We start from the raw sequence: 17,266 nt of genomic DNA, 5'->3' as shown, positions 1-17,266 counted from the left end.
AAATCCGTGTCAGCTTTGAAGCAAATGAGAATGAAGCATTTTATGGATTAGGGCATGAACGCATAAAAAATAAAAAAAAAAAGGGGGGGGTGGGGGTGGAATTTTTGCTATTTTTTAATTTTAAGGAGCAAAAATGAATGGATTTAAAACCCTAGCAAAGCAATTGGTGGAGCAGTTAGTAGGTGTGGCAAAGTCTGCTACTGAGATTAACGATGTTTGGTTCTATGAAAATATTTATTTGAGGCATTTATTGTATTGGGTTTTAGGAAGTTTATTGCCAAGTATTTTACTATCTTTCCTGCTTCCAGATTTGCTATCCACTACAACAATATTTTGTGTATTTTTTGGTTTATATCTCTATTGTTTTGGTGTTATTGCATATAAATTTAGGGGTGCATACAATGACACACTTCGCATCATTGCTTTTATACCGCTCTTGAATGCAATAGTAATTCAATTTATCGTCCCTAAAGACACCCAAACACCTACACACGCATTTTTGATATGTTTTTTACAAGGAACAATATTGCTCATTCTAAATACTTTATTGTTTGTTCCTTCAATATTCTACGCACGATACATTGTAAATCGCAATAAGAGATGACAAGGCGGCAAAATGAAAAGATTTGGTTTGATATTATGTATTTTTTGCAATATTAGTGTTGGGTGGCTGCAGGAAAATAAATGAAGAACCCAATTACAGATGCGATAGTGAAGAATGGGCAACAACAGTTTTAAATGATTCAGTAGAAGAAGTTTTGACGAGTTTGGTCTCTCTTTATCTGCGGAAGAAAAGAATCTATCAAAGCCAACCAAAGTTGAAAAATAATGGAATGTTGCCATTTATCGTTTTAACTCTCACAACAGCATTGAATAACAAATCATTGTATTACAAAGTCTATGATAATGGTGCAGGAGAAATGCTCTATGAAGAATATGAACCCAAAAACAAAGAGAATAGTCAAAACTGAAAATTGGTAGGGATTCTTTTGCGTCATCAAAACGCAACAAGTAAAAATTTAGTTGCGTTTGAGCTGAATTGCTTCTTGCATTAATTGGTCGGCAGTCGTGATAGATTTCGCACTCATTTGATAGCCTCTTTGATAGACAATCAAGTCTGTTAATGAAGTCCCTGTATCTGCATTGCTCATTTCTAGCATATGATCTAAGACTTTACCAAACTTCAAGCTTGCTGTGCCGCCCTCTTCCCAAGCAAGTAAAGGCGGACCGCTGACAACCGCAGTTTCTCCATTGATTGTGCGTGCGTTAATCTGAAACAAATTCCCGCCCACTTTGCTAAGCCCTTGGTCATTCACAAAAGCAGCAATTCCAAAGCGTCCGATTGGCTCTAGCTTGCCATTAGTAAAATTCACAAGAATAATGCCATCGTCATTAATCACAACATCTTTCATTATTCCTGCTGCTGTGCCATCTTGTGTAGTGGATTTTGTATCAGAATCCGCATAAGCAAAATTGCTTGAGGTTTTGCCGTCCGCAGATTGGGTTAAATTCACACTCACACTTCCACCATTGAAAGGCACTTGGAATATTGGAGCATTCGCTGTGCCATCATCATTAAAAGTGATTTCATTGATGACTGGATTCTCACTAATCATCACTTCCCCGATTCCATTATAAATACTGCTGCGCACTTCCCAACGTTCTAGCACTTCTGGAGTTACACTCCTATCGGCTTGATTGAGCAAGATATATTGGGTTCTTAAAAGAAATTTTTCGCCTGAATCGCTATAAATTTCAGTATTTGTCTCATAGGTAGGCACTTGAAGCTGTGTGCTGCTAATGCTTGAAACACTTAGCATTTTCCAACCCATATTATCCTCTAAAGGATTCGTATTACCTGCACTATTGACTTTACGATAAAGGATTCCATTATAGCTCACGACAGAATTTTCTGCATAGAATGTTCCTTGTGCATACTCTTGAACTTCTCCTAATGTGGCATTTCCTACTTCTTCCCAATTCGTTGCGTCATTTTGTGGCAAAGCAATCGTAGTCGCGCCTGTTTGTGGGTCAATGATTTCTGTAACCTCTCCCGCATCTGTTAATTTTCTATAAATCCTGCCTCCACTGACGACAAACGCATCTTTTTCGTATCCCTTTGCTTGCACTTCTTGATAAGGAGAGACTCCGCTACTATCTACAAGTGTCCAACCATTAGGATTATCAATAGGATTGCCATTAGCGACACCCTCGCCATTTTTTTGAAAAATCATACCCTGATATTTGACATATTCTTGATTTTGGTATTCTGCGCCACTCACAAAGTCTTTCACAACACCGCCAAAGGCAGATTCTAAATTAATGCTTGTAGCTTTTAATCCCAATTTATCCGCAAGCTTACCATTAACGCTTACTTTGACATCTTGCATACCTGCATTGCTAAGATACAAGGAACAATCACTAGGATTTCCCTCACTATCTAGCTTCAACCCCAAATTCAAACCGGTTTGCTCTTTGATAAGATTCATTAGCTCACCCATTGTTTTAAAGCCATTTTCTTCTGCCCCATAAGTGAAAGTATATTGTATGGTAACTCCCCCTCTCTCAAGGCTTATGCTAATGTCTTTATAGTTTTTAGGGTCTAGTGAATCACCGCTTGCATTCATCATAGAATTAATGTCTTGAGTGAGAAATTTATCCATACTAAAATTTCCATTGGCATCTTGTAAATTTCCGATTCCCTTTGGGTTTTGTGTGCGGTTAAGATTGATAGACAACCCTACTTCTGTGGTTAGAGTAGGTTTATACTGCAAATTTCTAGGAATCTGTAAAGGCTGCAAATTAGAGCCAGAAAGCCCTGCATAGTCTGCTTGTAGATTGTTTGTGCCTGTCAATGTTCCATCGGCTGCAATTTTTCCTAGATTGATTCCATACATATAATAGCCGCTAGAATTAACCAAATACCCTTCGCCGTCCAAACCAAATGAGCCATCACGTGTAAAATAATTTCTCTGTGTTCCGTCATAAACAGGTGCATTAATATCAAAAGCACCATTTTTGTTTAAGCCAACGACAAACCAACCCTTACCGCTATATGCGACATTATAATCTCCGTCTGCGCTTACATAAGTCCCGTCATTGGCATTAATTGCGTTAGAACCTATTGTAGAACCATAGTTATAATCATTAGAAATAGGAGAGCTAGAATTGACAAAATCCATACTTACCGCAAAAAGACTTTTAAATTCCGGTAAGTTTGCGCGATAACCTATGGTATTAATGTTTGAAATATTATTAGAAGTGGAATCAATCCCAAATTGATGCGTTCTAACACCGCTGATTCCATTATAAAATGCACCTGTCATCATCAATCCTTATCTATGCAGCTTGTTTTATTAACTTTTTGGCTCAAATGAATAAACATAAGTAATTGGAACAACCATTTCACCAAGTTTCACATAAGGCACACCATTATCAAAGATGACGCTTTGAACTACTCCGCGCCCCAATGAAGTCTCTAAATATTTATTGGTTGTAGAATCCAAGTTATATTCTGCTGTGATAGTATAATCCCCAGCTTTGACATAAGTTCCGCCATTATCTTTTGTATCCCATTCAAAGGTAATCCAACCGCTTTTTCCATCATAAGCACTAAGGTCAATTTCTTTAACGATTGTTTTTTCCACATCTTCTTTTCCATTGTCATCTGTAACCACTTTATTAGAAACAATCGTGATTTTTGGATTCCCTTTGCTTGCGTCAATAGGTTCATCAAAGTAAAGCCCAAATTCAACTTTGTCATTTTTCTCAATGGTAATCGTATCTAAGCCTGTCTCTGCCATTTTGCCAATCACGCTCACAGAGTTATAGCCACTTAGAATATTGCTATCCATAATGCTATTAGAAAGCAAGCCTAAGGATTCTAGCATTTTTTCTTGAGACTCTATCATTTTTTGTTGAGATTCAATCGTCTTATTATTGGTTTCTTGCATAGATTCCATTGCGCTTGTCATTTTTTCCATTGCCGTTTTCATTTTTTCTTGCGCTTCTACTTGTGTTAATTGCGCAGTTTGGGTTAGAATCTCTTGTGTTTCCATTGGAGCTGTTGGGTCTTGGTTTTTGAGTTGCTCCAAAAACAATCGCATAAACGCTTCATTAGAGAGAGAGTTCCCGCCTGTTTCGCTCTCATTTTTTGGAATCTCCTTATCATCTAGGGGATTGCTCCATTCTTTTGCGCTTGTGGAAGTTGGTTGTTGGTAGCTTCCTTGCAAACCTGTGGCTGTTGTTGATGACATAATTTACTCCTTAAGCATAATATGAAAAGTTAATCTCCACAAGTGCCACTTTGGCATAAGGGTTATTCACTTCTTTGTAAATGTGTAAGCTATTTTCGTTCCATTTTTGAGTGTTTTTTGAATTTTCATCAAAATTTTGCTCAAATTCTTGTTCTTTTGGAGCATTTCCTCTTTTGTTTTGTTCTTGGAATCCTCCATTCTCTCCACCATTAGAACCGCTAAAATCTCCATTTCCTAGACTATTCCCCCCGCTATCTTTAAACTCCAAATTCACATCATTAAGTCCTAGATTGCTTAAGCTATTTTTAAACTCTTGCGCATTTTGCATAAAGAGTTGTAAGGCATTGGGGTTGGAGCTAATTTGCACAGAAATATTCTCTCCGCGCTTAGTAATCGTTAGCTCCACGCTTCCTAGATTCTCTGGATTTAATTCCAAAGAAAGCTTTGTGATTGGCGGACGATAGTTTTGCAAAGCCTCCCTTAACTTATCGCTAAAATGCAAAAATGTATTCTGCACACTGAAGCGATTCTCTACTTGTGCCTGTGAAGTGGCTTGAAAAATCTCTTGATTGATTTTTGACTTCTCTTGATTTCCTTTATTTACTTCTTTAACAACCTCTCGCAATGTCTCTTTGGGAGTTTGGGTAGATTTTTCTGTGGTTTTCAACAAATTATCCAAGAAAATATCTTGCTGCTTCATCTCCTGTCTTATATTTTCTTCTTTTAATAAAGTGCCCAAGTTGTTAGCATTTTGTGCCGTGCTAGCCTTTGGATTCTTGATATTCCTTTTGTCTTCCCTCTCCTCTTTGATAAAAGAATCTTTCACTTCCTTTTTGTCTTTTGGGGCAAAAGGATTTTGGACAAAGTCTTGCGCCAATTTCGTCTGATTAGTTGTTTTTGGACTTTGAGATTCTTTATTTATCGCTTCTTTGACAACCTTTTCTTGCACAATATTTTCTTGTTTTATTTCCTCTCTCTGCATAGAGTTTTGTTTGAGGGATTCTTGCCTTAAAACCTCTTGAGATTCTTTGATTGTTTTGTCTCCCATCTTCTCTTGCGCTTTTGCTTGTGTAGATTCTGTCGGTTTAATTTGCTCTTTGTTTGGAGCTTTTTCTATCTTTTCTTTAGAATCTTGTTTTGATTCTGTTTTTTGGAATTTATCCTTTGTCTCCAAAGTTTCTGTTTGGTTTGTTTTAATCTCTGTTTTGGATTCTACCTTTTCCTTTTGGGATACTTTATTGTCAAAATCTTTAGAACTTTTAAGGATTTTTTCCTCTTTTTTAGGATTTTTTATTGCCTCTTTATCAAGAGATTCTTTACTTTGAGTTTGGATTTTAGAATCCTTTAAGTCCGTTTTGACTTGGGTAACTTTGGAAGTTTGATGCGATTTTTTATCTATCAATTCCTTATCTTGCAAAAGATTGCTCAAAATATTAGGGGATTCTTGTTTGGGTTTTTGCACTATTTGTGAATTTGCTTCTTTACTGATTCTAATACTCTCACTAGAATTAAGAAATTCTTTAGCAGGCGAGATTTCTTGTTTGGCAAAAAGATTTTTGATATTTTTATTTTGATTCTCTTCGCCCTTTTGCAAACTGATTTTTTGGATATTGAGCTTCAAATCATTTGCCACCGCATTTAAATCCCTTAAAGTCTTTGCTTCTTGTTTTTGAGACTTTGAAAACTCCAATAAATCTCTTGCGCTTTTTAATGTCGTGCTAGTCGGAAGAGAAGTGCGAGTGTTATTAGGAATATTGGCTTTTGCATTCTTGGTTTGTGATTCTGTTTTTTGAGACTCTAAGAAATTTTTAGAAAGATTGTATTTTTCATCTAAACTTTTTAAAATACTGCTTGGATTCTCATTTTTTGAAAGTTTATTGAAACTTTGATTCTGGGAAGATTCCTGCGCATTTGAGGCAATCTTTTTAGAATTTCCATCGGATTTTTTGGTGCTTTTATCCAAGTTTAGAAAATTAAAGATTTCAGCGAATCCTCCGCTTTCACCCTCGCTCGCACCTTGAGTATTTTGGGTTTTGATGACATTTTTTTGATTGACTTTTTCAACTTCCAATAAAGAGAGCATTGTTACGCCTTTCTTTGAAATTTAAGAACTTTTACGAGGAGATAAGCAAACACTATTCCACAAAGATTTTTGCTAACTCTTAAGATTCTTTTAGATAGAATCCACAATCTAATTTTTATTTCAAGGACAACAATGCAAGAAATTAGAAATATCGCCGTGATTGCGCACGTTGACCACGGAAAAACTACTCTTGTCGATGGATTGCTTAGACAATCGGGAACTTTTGCAAATCACGAACAAATAGACGAACGCGTAATGGATAGCAATGAGATTGAAAAAGAACGTGGAATCACGATTCTATCTAAAAATACCGCGATTAATTATAAAGGAACAAAAATTAATATTATTGACACTCCCGGACACGCAGACTTTGGGGGGGAAGTAGAGCGTGTCTTAAAAATGGTAGATGGGGTGTTATTGCTTGTAGATGCGCAAGAGGGTGTAATGCCACAGACAAAATTTGTCGTCAAAAAGGCATTGGCATTTGGAATCCGCCCCATTGTCGTAGTCAATAAAATTGATAAGCCAGCAGCACAACCCGACCGCGTTATTGATGAAGTCTTTGACTTATTTTCAGCAATGGGAGCAAATGAGGAGCAACTAGACTTTCCTATCGTTTATGCAGCGGCACGTGATGGTTATGCGATAAAAGAACTAGAAGACGAGAAAAAGAATTTAGAACCACTTTTTGACGCGATTTTAGAATATGTGCCCCTCCCAAGTGGAGAAAGCACAAATCCGCTTCAAATCCAAATCTTCACCCTTGATTATGATAATTATGTAGGCAAAATTGGAATCGCTAGAATCTTTAATGGCAAGGTCAAAAAAGGGCAAAATGTAATGCTTGCAAAAGGGAATGGCGAGAAAATCACGGGAAAAATCACTAAACTCATCGGCTTTTATGGATTGGCTAGAACCGAGATTGAGGAAGCACAAGCGGGAGACATTGTCGCACTTGCTGGATTTCATTCCATTAATGTAGGAGATTCTATCGTTTGTCCGGATAATCCGATTCCGCTTGACCCTATGCACCTAGAAGAACCCACAATGAGCGTGAATTTCGCCGTCAATGATTCCCCTTTTGCAGGAACAGAGGGCAAACATGTAACTGCCAACAAACTCAAAGAACGTTTGGAAAAAGAAATGCAAACCAATATCGCAATGAAAATTGAAGAATTGGGTGAGGGAAAATTCAAAGTCAGTGGGCGCGGAGAATTACAAATCACGATTTTAGCAGAAAACCTACGTCGTGAGGATTATGAGTTCAGCATTTCACGTCCTGAAGTCATTGTTAAAGAAATTGAGGGGACAAAATGCGAACCCTTTGAATCTTTAGTCATTGACACACCTCAAGATTACGCAGGAAGTGTGATTGAAAAACTAGGACGCAGAAAGGCGGAACTTAAGGCAATGAATCCAATGGGAGAAGGTTATACGCGTTTAGAGTTTGAGATTCCAGCGCGTGGATTGATTGGCTATCGTAGCGAATTTTTAACCGATACCAAAGGAGAGGGAGTGATGAATAATAGCTTTTTAGAATTTCGCCCCTTTAGCGGGAGTGTCGAAACAAGGGGAAATGGCGCACTCATCTCAATGGAAAATGGTGAAGCAACACCCTTTTCTCTAGGAAATATTCAAGAACGTGGCGTGCTCTTTATCCCTCCGCAAACTAAAGTTTATGTTGGTATGGTGATTGGCGAACATAGTCGTGAAAATGACTTAGATGTCAATCCTGTTAAAGCCAAACATCTAACCAATATGCGTGCAAGCGGGAGTGATGAGGCGATTAAACTCGTGCCGCCAAGAGATTTAAACCTAGAACGCGCATTAGAATGGATTGAAGAAGATGAGATTCTAGAAGTTACCCCCAAAAACATTAGAATCCGCAAAAAGGTGTTAGACCCAACACAGAGAAAAAGAAAAAGCAAATAAGGGAGAATTTATGCTAACCGTTATCAAAAGAAATGGACGAATTGAACCACTTGATGTAACCAAAATCCAAAAATACACGCGTGATTCTGTAATAGGATTAGAGGGGGTTTCACAGAGTGAATTAGAAGTTGATGCGAAACTACAATTTCGGGATAAAATTACCACACAAGAAATCCAACAAACTCTAATCAAAACCGCTGTGGATAAGATTGATATTGACTGCCCTAATTGGAGTTTTGTCGCTGCAAGACTTTTTCTCTATGACCTCTATCATCGCGTCAATGGCTTCAATGGTTATAAAACTTTGCGGGAATACTTGGAATTAGGCGAGAGTGAGAATCGTATCATTAGCGGAATGAAAGAAAAATTCGATTTAGAACGATTAGACAAAAAAATTGACAAGACACGCGACTTGCAATTTACCTACTTAGGAATCAAGACACTTTATGACCGCTATTTGCTCAAAAACAAACAGGGCAACCCTATTGAGTTGCCGCAACATATGTTTATGGGCATTGCAATGTTTCTAGCTCAAAACGAGCAAGACCCGAATTTCTGGGCTGAACAATTCTACGACTTGCTTTCCAAATTTGAAGTAATGGCGGCAACTCCCACACTCTCCAATGCAAGAACCCCACGTCATCAACTAAGCTCTTGTTATATCGGAAGCACACCCGATAGCATTGAAGGAATTTTTGATTCCTATAAAGAAATGGCACTTTTGAGTAAATATGGTGGTGGAATCGGTTGGGATTTCTCCAAGATACGCGGACTTGGAAGCTTCATTGACGGACACAAAAACGCAGCAGGCGGGGTGATTCCGTTTTTGAAAATTACCAATGACATTGCCATTGCAGTAGATCAACTAGGCACACGCAAAGGCGCAATTTCAGTCTATTTAGAGCCTTGGCATAGTGATATTTTTGATTTCGTAGATATTAAGAAAAATAGCGGGGAAGAGCGAAGAAGAACGCACGATTTATTTCCTGCACTTTGGATTCCAGATTTATTTATGAAAAGAGTGAGCGAAGATGGCTTATGGAATCTCTTTGATTCGCTGACTTGCTCTGACTTGACGAATCTTTATGGAGACGCATTTGAAGCGCGTTATATACAATACGAACAAGACCCCAATATCCCAAAAACAACGCTTAAGGCAAAAGATTTATGGAAAAGGATTCTAACGAATTATTTTGAAGTGGGTTCTCCCTTTTTATGCTTCAAAGATAACGCCAATCGTGCCAATCCAAACCCACACACAGGAATCATTCGCAGCTCCAATCTCTGCACGGAGATTTTCCAAAATACCGAGCCTAATGAATGCTTTGTGCGCGTAGAATACGAAGACGGAACGATTGAAGACTATCCTGAATACCAAGAAATCATTACCGATTGTGGTATTAAAAAACTTTCTAATAAGATTACTTCTACTGATAGCATTAAAGGCAAAAAAGTCTTTATTGCTCAAAGGGAATCTCACGATGGCAAAACCGCAGTCTGCAATCTTGCTTCTATTAATCTCTCCAAAATACACACCAAAGAAGATATTGAACGCGTTGTGCCCATCGCAGTTAGAATGCTAGATAATGTCATTGACTTAAACTTCTGCCCCAATCGCAAGGTAAAAGTTACGAATCTCAATAATCGCGCCATTGGATTAGGAGTAATGGGCGAAGCACAAATGCTAGCAGAAAAACACATTGAGTGGGGAAGCGACCAACATTTAGCAAAAATTGACGAAATAATGGAAATTATCAGTTACAATGCAATTAAGGCAAGTTGTGAGCTTGCACAAGAAAAGGGAGTGTATAGTGAGTTTATCGGCTCGGAATGGTCTAAAGGAATCTTTCCGATAGATAAAGCCAACAATGAAGCTAAAAAACTCATTGACCGCGGGGGACTTTTTGGGTTTGTCTATGATTGGGACGCTTTAAGGGAGGAAGTCAAAACTAAAGGGATTCGCAATGGCTACTTAATGGCGATTGCTCCTACAAGCTCTATCTCTATTCTCGTAGGCACGACACAAACGATTGAGCCGATTTACAAACGCAAATGGTTTGAAGAGAATTTAAGCGGATTGATTCCAGTCGTCGCGCCCAATCTAAGCTTAGAAAATTGGAATTACTACACTTCTGCTTACGAAATTGACCAACGTTTGCTAATTAAAGCCGCTGCGATTCGTCAAAAATGGATTGACCAAGGGCAAAGCACCAATATTTTTATGGCTTTGAATCTCGCAAGTGGCAAATATTTAAATGAAATTTATATGTTGGCTTGGAAATTGGGCTTAAAATCCACTTATTATTTGCGTTCTCAAAGCGTGGAAGCCGAAAGCAACACAGACGCAATGGACCGCAGTATTGAGTGTGAAGGTTGCCAATAAGTGAAAAAATCCTACTTAATTGATACTTCAATTATTTTAGATGATGTAGAGAATCTCTTTTTTCTGCATCAAGAGGGTGAGAATACAATTTTTATCTGTGATGTAACTTTAAGCGAATTAGACAAAAAGAAAGATTTAAGCAACGAAACAGGGTTTTTTGCACGAGAGTTTTTTAGAAATATTTTAGGAGATTCTACTTCTGTATCGGAATTTAGTGCGATAGAAAAGGACAAAATCCATACAATTTATTTTACAATTCATCAGCACAAGATTCCTTTGCAAATCATTCATAGACCAAATTACAAAACCAAATTCCAAGATTATGGGCTCAATGACGCACGCATTTTAGAAATTGCCAAAGATTACAACTTTGTATTACTCACAAATGATATTTCCCTCAAGGTTTATGCTCTCTCGCTGAATGTCTCCTCGCAATCTCTTATGAGAGACCGCATTGAGAATCCTCAAGCCATTGATTTTTTAAATCATTTTCAAATCCACAAAAACAACACAAAAGAAATTCTTGAGTGTAATGCTACATTCCAAGCCCTCACAAATTGGAGTTTAATTGAGATTGCCGAAGAGGACAATACTGAAAATAGTCGCTATCTCACAGGTAAAAAACACTATGGCATTAAACTAGACAATGCCTTTTGTGAATTAGACTTTGATACACGCTTAGAAGAGGATAAACTCTATATCAATCCAATTAATCTGGAGCAAAAATTCCTCTATGCACTTCTAACGCACAGCAAGAATAAAATCACGATTTGCAGCGGTGCGACTGGGAGCGGCAAGACACTCATTGCCTTACAGGCAGGCTTACACTTGCTAAAAAAGGGCGTAGTCAATGGAATCGTTTATTTGCGCAATACCATTACTGCAAATGACAAAGAAGCGGAACTTGGATTCCGCAAAGGTGATGAAAATCAAAAACTAAATTATTTTATGTATCCACTCTTTAGTGCCATTAATTTTATCATCACCAAAATGCAAAAGGAATCACTCGCAAAACGCATAGAATATCGCGGAGAAGCAAACAGCATACAAAGCCAAGAAGCCACAGAGTATTTTTTAAATAAACACAATATTGAAGTATTAGACATTGCCCACGCACGCGGAGTGAGTATCGCCAAAAAATTTGTCATCTTTGATGAGGCGCAAAATGCCTCCAATGCAACAATTAAACTCATTGGCACGAGAATGGCGGAGGATTCTAGGATTGTATTTCTAGGCGACCCTATGCAGATTGACCACCCTTATCTTAGCAAATACCGCAATGGATTAATCAGCTTACTAAACAAAGCAAAACAAGATGACTTTCTCGCGGGCATTGTTCTGCATCAAACGATTCGTAGTGAAATTGCGGGTTGGTTTGAAGAGAATTTTTAGATTTTACTTACTATACTTTAGCGATTCCACTTTAGCTAAAAAAGATTGTAAATTTTCCAAACTCGCTTCTAATGTTAAATGCACTCCATTCTCTAAAAATTCTTTTTGAATGATATTAATTTCAAGCCTTTTGATGAGGTATTCTACTTGCGAAAAAATTGTAAAGGGAATCTGTATGCAACGAGATTCTTTAGGGATATAAGGCTGCAATGCGCCCTGCTCTTTTGCTTTTATCACTACATCTTTTGCCGCTTGCGTATAAGCTCGCGCAAGCCCTCCTGTACCAAGCAATGTGCCGCCAAAATAACGAATCACTAGCACGCCACATTCTATCAAATCATATCCACGCAAAACTTTCAATGTAGGCAGCCCTGAAGTGCCTTTTGGCTCTCCATCATCGCTAAAGCTTTCCTCCACTTGCCCTTGTGCATTGAATCTACGCGAAGAAGTTACAAAATGCACTGCTTTTAGGTGTTTCGTACGTGATTGTGCAACAAAGTCTGTAAATTCGCTTATTGCAATTAAATAAGAGATAAATTCCGAACCTTTTACCTCAAAGCTAGATTCTATCATTGCGCTTGGATAATAAAATCCAGCCATTATTCTTCTTTGAAACGTTTGAGATTCCCTGCTGCAAAACTTAAGATTTTTTCAATGATAGAATCCAAACTTACAACCTCGCAAATTGCACCTTTGGCAATGGCTTGTTTGGGCATTCCAAAGACGATACAACTTTCTTCGTCTTGTGCAATCGTATAAGCCCCATTATCATATAAATCCTTAATTCCTATACTTCCATCATCACCCATTCCTGTCATAATAATCGCCAAAGCATTTCTGCCAATTACATTATTAACACTACGAAACATTACATCTACACTTGGACAATGACGCGAAATGCGAATCCCCTCTTGTGGTTTAGCATAATAGCCATCGTGTCGTTTCTCTAAAACCATATGCAAACCGCCTGCCGCCAAATAGACACCAGAATCATTTAAGAGGATTTTTTCACGCACTTCAAATACATCTAGTTTAGAGATTCTATCAAGTCTTTGGACAAAAGAAGTAGAAAAATTGCCCGGTATGTGCTGCGTAATTACAATAGGCGGTAAATCACGAGGTAATGCTTGCAATATTTTCGCAATCGCATCTACTCCTCCCGTGCTTGCACCAATAGCAATTAACTTTCTGCCATCATTCCCTTTATAAGGTTCAGACTTTAACAATAAATCCGGATGATACTTTTCACTAGTATTTACCAAATTAATTTGCCACCTTTACAAAGATATTTTTCCCTAGACGATCCACTTTAGAAGCAAGATTCAAAATACTTTCTGAATGCCCAAGATATAATGTTCCACCCATTTTTAAATGAGAAAACATCTTGCTTAAAATCTGCTCTTGGTCTGAAACTTTAAAATAAATCAAAACATTACGACAAAAGATAATATCAAACTCCTTTGCCCCAAAGGGATACCTTGAGTCATAAAGATTTTGCTGCTTAAAAGTCAAAATACTTTTTAGATTTGACTTCGCGTCCATAAAAATTTCATTCTCGTTTTTATTTCGTATATCAAAATAATCTTTCAAATCCAACCAATTAGGCAAGGGGTTCAACTTAGTATTGACAAGATATTTACCCTCTTTAGCAAACTCCAATACAGAAGTATCAATATCTGTGGCAAGTACGCTTACAGGTGTATCAGAATGATAAATTTCTTTTGCATAAAGCAAGGTTGCGGCGATAGAATAAGGCTCTTCACCTGTGGAACTCGCAGAGCAATAAACCTTTATAGGTTCATTCTCTCGCAATCTTTTGGGCAAGATTCTATCTAGCATATCTCCAAAATGAAATCCCTCACGAAAAAAATCTGTTTTATTAGTCGTAAAAGCATTAATAAATTCTTGCTTAAATTGTCCCTGCTTGATTTGATTAAAAAAAACATCAAAATCTTGAATCCCAAGCTTACGTTTTAATATATCCAAACGATTTTTAATTGTAGAATCTTTACTTGATGGCAAATAAATGCCTGCAAATTTATAAATCGCCTCTCGTGCTTTATTAATTTCATTATTACCAATCGGCATCAGTCCTCTTTAATCTAAATTATGTTGCTTCTTGTAAGCTTCTTGCCACTTTTGCGGAGTAAGCGTATCTGTGATTTGCCCAATGGCTTGATATTGTTGATAATAATCCTCCACAAAAGTCCTTATTTCTGGCTTTAAAGGTTTATAATTCCCTTCAGAATCCTTTATAGCATAGCAATCTAAGAAACTTTTAGCATCTTGCTTATTTAAATAAGTCAAAACCAACTGATTATAAACACTTAAATATCGCTTTTTCAAAGATTGTTTAGTATTCTCATTAATTTCTATTTCTAATGCAATTGCATCAAAACTACCCTTGTAACGCAAAACCCCCGCGCTAAATAAGATTTCTAAATGGATTAAACCCTCACAATAATAAGGCAATACATCATCTTCTTTCATCCAAGCAATCAAGCCCACTGAACGCGCAATCGTATTCAAAATAAGCTCTTGTAGAAGAGGTTGATTGGCAGATAAAAAATAATAAATCAGCCCGCCCATTGTTGCTTTAAATTCTTCTATGTTTTTGAATTGCCCGCTCTGATTCATCTTTAATTCACTATCAGAACTCACCCACAAAATATGCCCAAACTCGTGCCCAATCGTCGAAATCTCATAGACTTTATACCAATCTTCTTTTCTAAAAAACAATAATTCCCTATTGGAATCTAAAAATTCTTTAGGAAAAGTTTTAGATGATAAAAGCATAAAAGGCTTTGCGAGAGATAATTCGCGCACGCGGTCAGGAAAATAAAAAATCTTTTTCCCATATTTTCTGCTTACTTTTTCATCATTTGGTACGACTTGAGCACTGAAGAGCCCATTAAGCTCTGCCCCATAAAAAAGCGCGGGCAATCCACCATAGCTCTGCGTCTTGAGCAAAGATTGCTCGACACAAGAATCAATTTCTTCTTTATACTTTGTTTTAGGTGCTTTTGAGCTATAAAATTGATAGAATTTCAACATAGATTCTTTAGAAATTTTACAATCCTGTGATTCTTGTGGATTAAGTAAATCAGCACCCTCATAAATTCTTGCGATACGCAAATCCCATTCTGGAGCGACAGCCTTTCTAAAATGGTCTTCGTAATACTCTAAAGGGTGTCCAATCTGCAAAGGAGTAGAAATCGCCATCCAAGCCTTATCTACAAGTCGCCAAGAAGCCAATAAACGATTGGGATTTGTCTGCATTAGGGCGGATTTTAAGGTTTTAAAATAGTCTAAATAAGCATTTTTTTGTTCTAATTTTGGGAAAACTTCTGGAGTTTTTTCTAAGGATTCCATTCCTGTCTCCAAAGCTTTTTTTAAGGCTACAAATTCTTCTTTAAAAAACTCTGCATAAGCAACTGCTTGATAGATAGAATCTTTCAATACGGGCACAGAATAGCTCCTATCTCCCATTTCACCCTCTTGCGTCAATTCATCTTCTTGGATTGGAAGTTCTTTTAGAGTCTCATCACTTAAAATATTTTTCAAGGAATGCGTATTGACAGAGGAAACCTCCAAACTAGGCTTTAAAACTTCTAAAATCTTTTGCAAATCTTTCTGATAGGTTTGGCTTAACTCACGATTGATTCCGAGTATTAAGTCTCTTTGCCAAGCTATAAAAAAATCATTGAAGCATAAACCAATATTATGTACCACTTGGAATAATGCCCTTAAAAATGGGCTCAAAAGCTGCTCTTTTGTAATATATCCTAATAATAACCGATGTTTCTCCATATGGAAATCACGCGTGATTTTGAGAAGCTGCATTCTTAGGCTAATGATTTGCTCCTCTTCTATCTCAAACTTTTGCAAGATATTAATTAAAGGAGCTTCTTGTAATGCTACCACGCGGTCCAAACAGGCAAGTAAAGATTCACGATTATGTGGAATCCTCACAAAAACACTTTCTAAAAAACGTGGAACTTCGTCTGTTTTGACGCAATTGTAAAGAGCATTTATCTGCCTATTTTGGTGTTCTATACGCCGATAAATCTTTGCAATATCGTGCAAAACATCTGCTTCTTTCATTTTATCTTTACTCCTAATTTCAATCCGACATAATGCCTTTTTTGTGTTCTTTAATCTTTCGGTATGCTTGGTTGATTGCTTGTAGCTTTTGAGTGCAAGTCTCCATAATAGATTGGTCTAAACCTTTATGATACAAAATATCCGGGTGAAATTGGCGCACGAGATTCTTATATGTCTTTTTGATATGTTCCATATCGTCTTCTTGACTGACGCCCAAAGTCTCATACGCTTCTTGCAAAGTAGAATCCGCTTGCTTTTGAGCATAAAATGCTTCAAAAGCATCATATAAGACATTAAAATCATCATTATTGATTTCCAAATACGCCGCAACATCTAGGATAATCTCTCGTTCCTCATCGCCTAGCTTGCCATCTGCATATGCAAGCGCAATCAAATATTCTACCAATTTCAGACGGCTTTTGTATTGTCCTTTTGTAAGAATCGCATAGCTTTGAGTGAGGGATTCCACACTTTCATTTGTGGTATCAAAAATCTTATGCAAAACCTCTAATACTTCTTCTTTTTGATTCATTGTGCTTTGCAAACACAGTGCCTCTGCAATGTCTTGCATAGTATTTTCCATAAGCTCTAATTCTAATTCGCATACTTTGCCATCACTTTGGGCAAGCTTGGACAAAAGCGCGACAATTAAACCATATTCGCTTTTCCTAATCTTTTCTTCTCTGCTAAGGCTTGGGGCTTGCTCTTGATTTTTATAAGGATTTTGATATTCATTCACTTCATCATTATCATTTTCTTTGCTATGGATACGAGGACGTTTTTGTGGATTATTCAAATAATCTTTAAAATTCATAATTGCAATCGCAACAATTATAATGGTAATAAATAACAAAATCTCCATTAAAAACCTTTATTTCGCAAAAAATCCTTTCAGCTTGCCAAAGATTCCACTCTCACTCAAAAACCCCAATTCTTGAAGTTTGCGTTTAATCTCTGCAATTCCATTTTCATCTGCTTCTACTTCCACACTTTGGCTTGCTATATCTACTTGTAAGGAAGGGTATTTTTGCAAAAGTGCTTCATTGATTTTTTTAACACAACCTTGACATTTGATATTTTGACATTGTATTTTTTCCATATATCCAAATATCTCCT

At 37.2% G+C, this 17,266-nt stretch carries 14 protein-coding genes; 5 read left to right on the top strand and 9 right to left on the bottom strand.

Annotated elements, in window-relative coordinates:
• Positions 1–133: 133 nt before the first annotated feature.
• Entirely contained in the window at positions 134–604 is a 471-nt protein-coding gene (locus HDT10_RS08730) for a hypothetical protein (protein WP_290882413.1), read from the top strand.
• 55 nt (positions 605–659) lie between these two features.
• The gene (locus HDT10_RS08725) at positions 660–971 is read left to right on the top strand and encodes a hypothetical protein (RefSeq protein WP_290882411.1); all 312 of its coding nucleotides are present in this window, start codon (positions 660–662) and stop codon (positions 969–971) included.
• 48 nt (positions 972–1,019) lie between these two features.
• Here the strand turns inward: HDT10_RS08725 and HDT10_RS08720 are convergent, their stop codons facing one another.
• From HDT10_RS08720 to HDT10_RS08710, 3 genes are read right to left on the bottom strand one after another with little or no spacing between them, the layout of a single operon-like run.
• Complete coding sequence (locus tag HDT10_RS08720; RefSeq protein ID WP_290882409.1) at positions 1,020–3,326, bottom strand: flagellar hook-basal body complex protein; 2,307 nt, start codon at positions 3,324–3,326, stop codon at positions 1,020–1,022.
• Between the two features lie 30 nt (positions 3,327–3,356).
• On the bottom strand, positions 3,357–4,256 hold the full coding sequence (flgD, locus tag HDT10_RS08715) for a flagellar hook assembly protein FlgD (RefSeq protein ID WP_290882407.1): 900 nt from the start codon (positions 4,254–4,256) through the stop codon (positions 3,357–3,359).
• 10 nt (positions 4,257–4,266) lie between these two features.
• Positions 4,267–6,339, bottom strand: a complete 2,073-nt coding sequence (locus HDT10_RS08710; protein WP_290882406.1) for a flagellar hook-length control protein FliK — start codon at positions 6,337–6,339, stop codon at positions 4,267–4,269.
• A 132-nt stretch (positions 6,340–6,471) separates the two neighbouring features.
• On the opposite strand from HDT10_RS08710, the gene typA reads away from it, so the two are divergent.
• From typA to HDT10_RS08695, 3 genes are read left to right on the top strand one after another with little or no spacing between them, the layout of a single operon-like run.
• Positions 6,472–8,271: a translational GTPase TypA gene (gene typA / locus HDT10_RS08705; RefSeq protein WP_290882403.1), complete on the top strand. Its 1,800-nt coding sequence runs from the start codon at positions 6,472–6,474 to the stop codon at positions 8,269–8,271.
• Between the two features lie 10 nt (positions 8,272–8,281).
• Positions 8,282–10,654, top strand: coding sequence for a ribonucleoside-diphosphate reductase subunit alpha (locus HDT10_RS08700; protein ID WP_290882400.1), 2,373 nt, complete (start codon positions 8,282–8,284; stop codon positions 10,652–10,654).
• Positions 10,655–12,046, top strand: coding sequence for a PhoH family protein (locus HDT10_RS08695; RefSeq protein ID WP_290882398.1), 1,392 nt, complete (start codon positions 10,655–10,657; stop codon positions 12,044–12,046). It begins immediately after the preceding gene.
• Positions 12,047–12,049: 3 nt separating this feature from the next.
• Here the strand turns inward: HDT10_RS08695 and HDT10_RS08690 are convergent, their stop codons facing one another.
• Genes HDT10_RS08690 through HDT10_RS08665 form a run of 6 tightly spaced genes read right to left on the bottom strand, consistent with a single transcriptional unit; the run spans position 12,050 to position 17,249 of the window.
• Complete coding sequence (locus tag HDT10_RS08690) at positions 12,050–12,646, bottom strand: YigZ family protein (protein ID WP_290882395.1); 597 nt, start codon at positions 12,644–12,646, stop codon at positions 12,050–12,052.
• Positions 12,646–13,308, bottom strand: a complete 663-nt coding sequence (locus HDT10_RS08685; RefSeq protein WP_290882393.1) for a CheB methylesterase domain-containing protein — start codon at positions 13,306–13,308, stop codon at positions 12,646–12,648. Before HDT10_RS08685 ends, HDT10_RS08690 begins: the two co-directional genes overlap by 1 nt.
• A 1-nt stretch (position 13,309) precedes the next feature.
• Positions 13,310–14,134, bottom strand: coding sequence for a CheR family methyltransferase (locus tag HDT10_RS08680; RefSeq protein ID WP_290882390.1), 825 nt, complete (start codon positions 14,132–14,134; stop codon positions 13,310–13,312).
• Between the two features lie 9 nt (positions 14,135–14,143).
• Positions 14,144–16,150, bottom strand: a complete 2,007-nt coding sequence (gene ciaB, locus HDT10_RS08675; protein WP_290882388.1) for an invasion protein CiaB — start codon at positions 16,148–16,150, stop codon at positions 14,144–14,146.
• 19 nt (positions 16,151–16,169) lie between these two features.
• Positions 16,170–17,012: a TerB family tellurite resistance protein gene (locus tag HDT10_RS08670; RefSeq protein ID WP_290882386.1), complete on the bottom strand. Its 843-nt coding sequence runs from the start codon at positions 17,010–17,012 to the stop codon at positions 16,170–16,172.
• A 9-nt stretch (positions 17,013–17,021) separates the two neighbouring features.
• On the bottom strand, positions 17,022–17,249 hold the full coding sequence (locus HDT10_RS08665; RefSeq protein WP_290882383.1) for a heavy-metal-associated domain-containing protein: 228 nt from the start codon (positions 17,247–17,249) through the stop codon (positions 17,022–17,024).
• Positions 17,250–17,266 lie beyond the last annotated feature (17 nt).

The organism is Helicobacter sp., from assembly GCF_014799995.1.
In the GTDB taxonomy this organism is placed as follows: domain Bacteria; phylum Campylobacterota; class Campylobacteria; order Campylobacterales; family Helicobacteraceae; genus Helicobacter_D.
This window is presented reverse-complemented; position numbering and strand designations above follow the sequence as displayed.

Excerpts from the sequence above, each read along its gene's own strand:
- HDT10_RS08730 (WP_290882413.1), top strand. The coding sequence starts at position 134 with ATGAATGGATTTAAAACCCTAGCAAAGCAATTGGTGGAGCAGTTAGTA.
- HDT10_RS08720 (WP_290882409.1), bottom strand. The coding sequence starts at position 3,326 with ATGACAGGTGCATTTTATAATGGAATCAGCGGTGTTAGAACGCATCAA.
- flgD (WP_290882407.1), bottom strand. The coding sequence starts at position 4,256 with ATGTCATCAACAACAGCCACAGGTTTGCAAGGAAGCTACCAACAACCA.
- HDT10_RS08710 (WP_290882406.1), bottom strand. The coding sequence starts at position 6,339 with ATGCTCTCTTTATTGGAAGTTGAAAAAGTCAATCAAAAAAATGTCATC.
- typA (WP_290882403.1), top strand. The coding sequence starts at position 6,472 with ATGCAAGAAATTAGAAATATCGCCGTGATTGCGCACGTTGACCACGGA.
- HDT10_RS08700 (WP_290882400.1), top strand. The coding sequence starts at position 8,282 with ATGCTAACCGTTATCAAAAGAAATGGACGAATTGAACCACTTGATGTA.
- HDT10_RS08690 (WP_290882395.1), bottom strand. The coding sequence starts at position 12,646 with ATGGCTGGATTTTATTATCCAAGCGCAATGATAGAATCTAGCTTTGAG.
- HDT10_RS08680 (WP_290882390.1), bottom strand. The coding sequence starts at position 14,134 with ATGCCGATTGGTAATAATGAAATTAATAAAGCACGAGAGGCGATTTAT.
- ciaB (WP_290882388.1), bottom strand. The coding sequence starts at position 16,150 with ATGAAAGAAGCAGATGTTTTGCACGATATTGCAAAGATTTATCGGCGT.
- HDT10_RS08670 (WP_290882386.1), bottom strand. The coding sequence starts at position 17,012 with ATGGAGATTTTGTTATTTATTACCATTATAATTGTTGCGATTGCAATT.
- HDT10_RS08665 (WP_290882383.1), bottom strand. The coding sequence starts at position 17,249 with ATGGAAAAAATACAATGTCAAAATATCAAATGTCAAGGTTGTGTTAAA.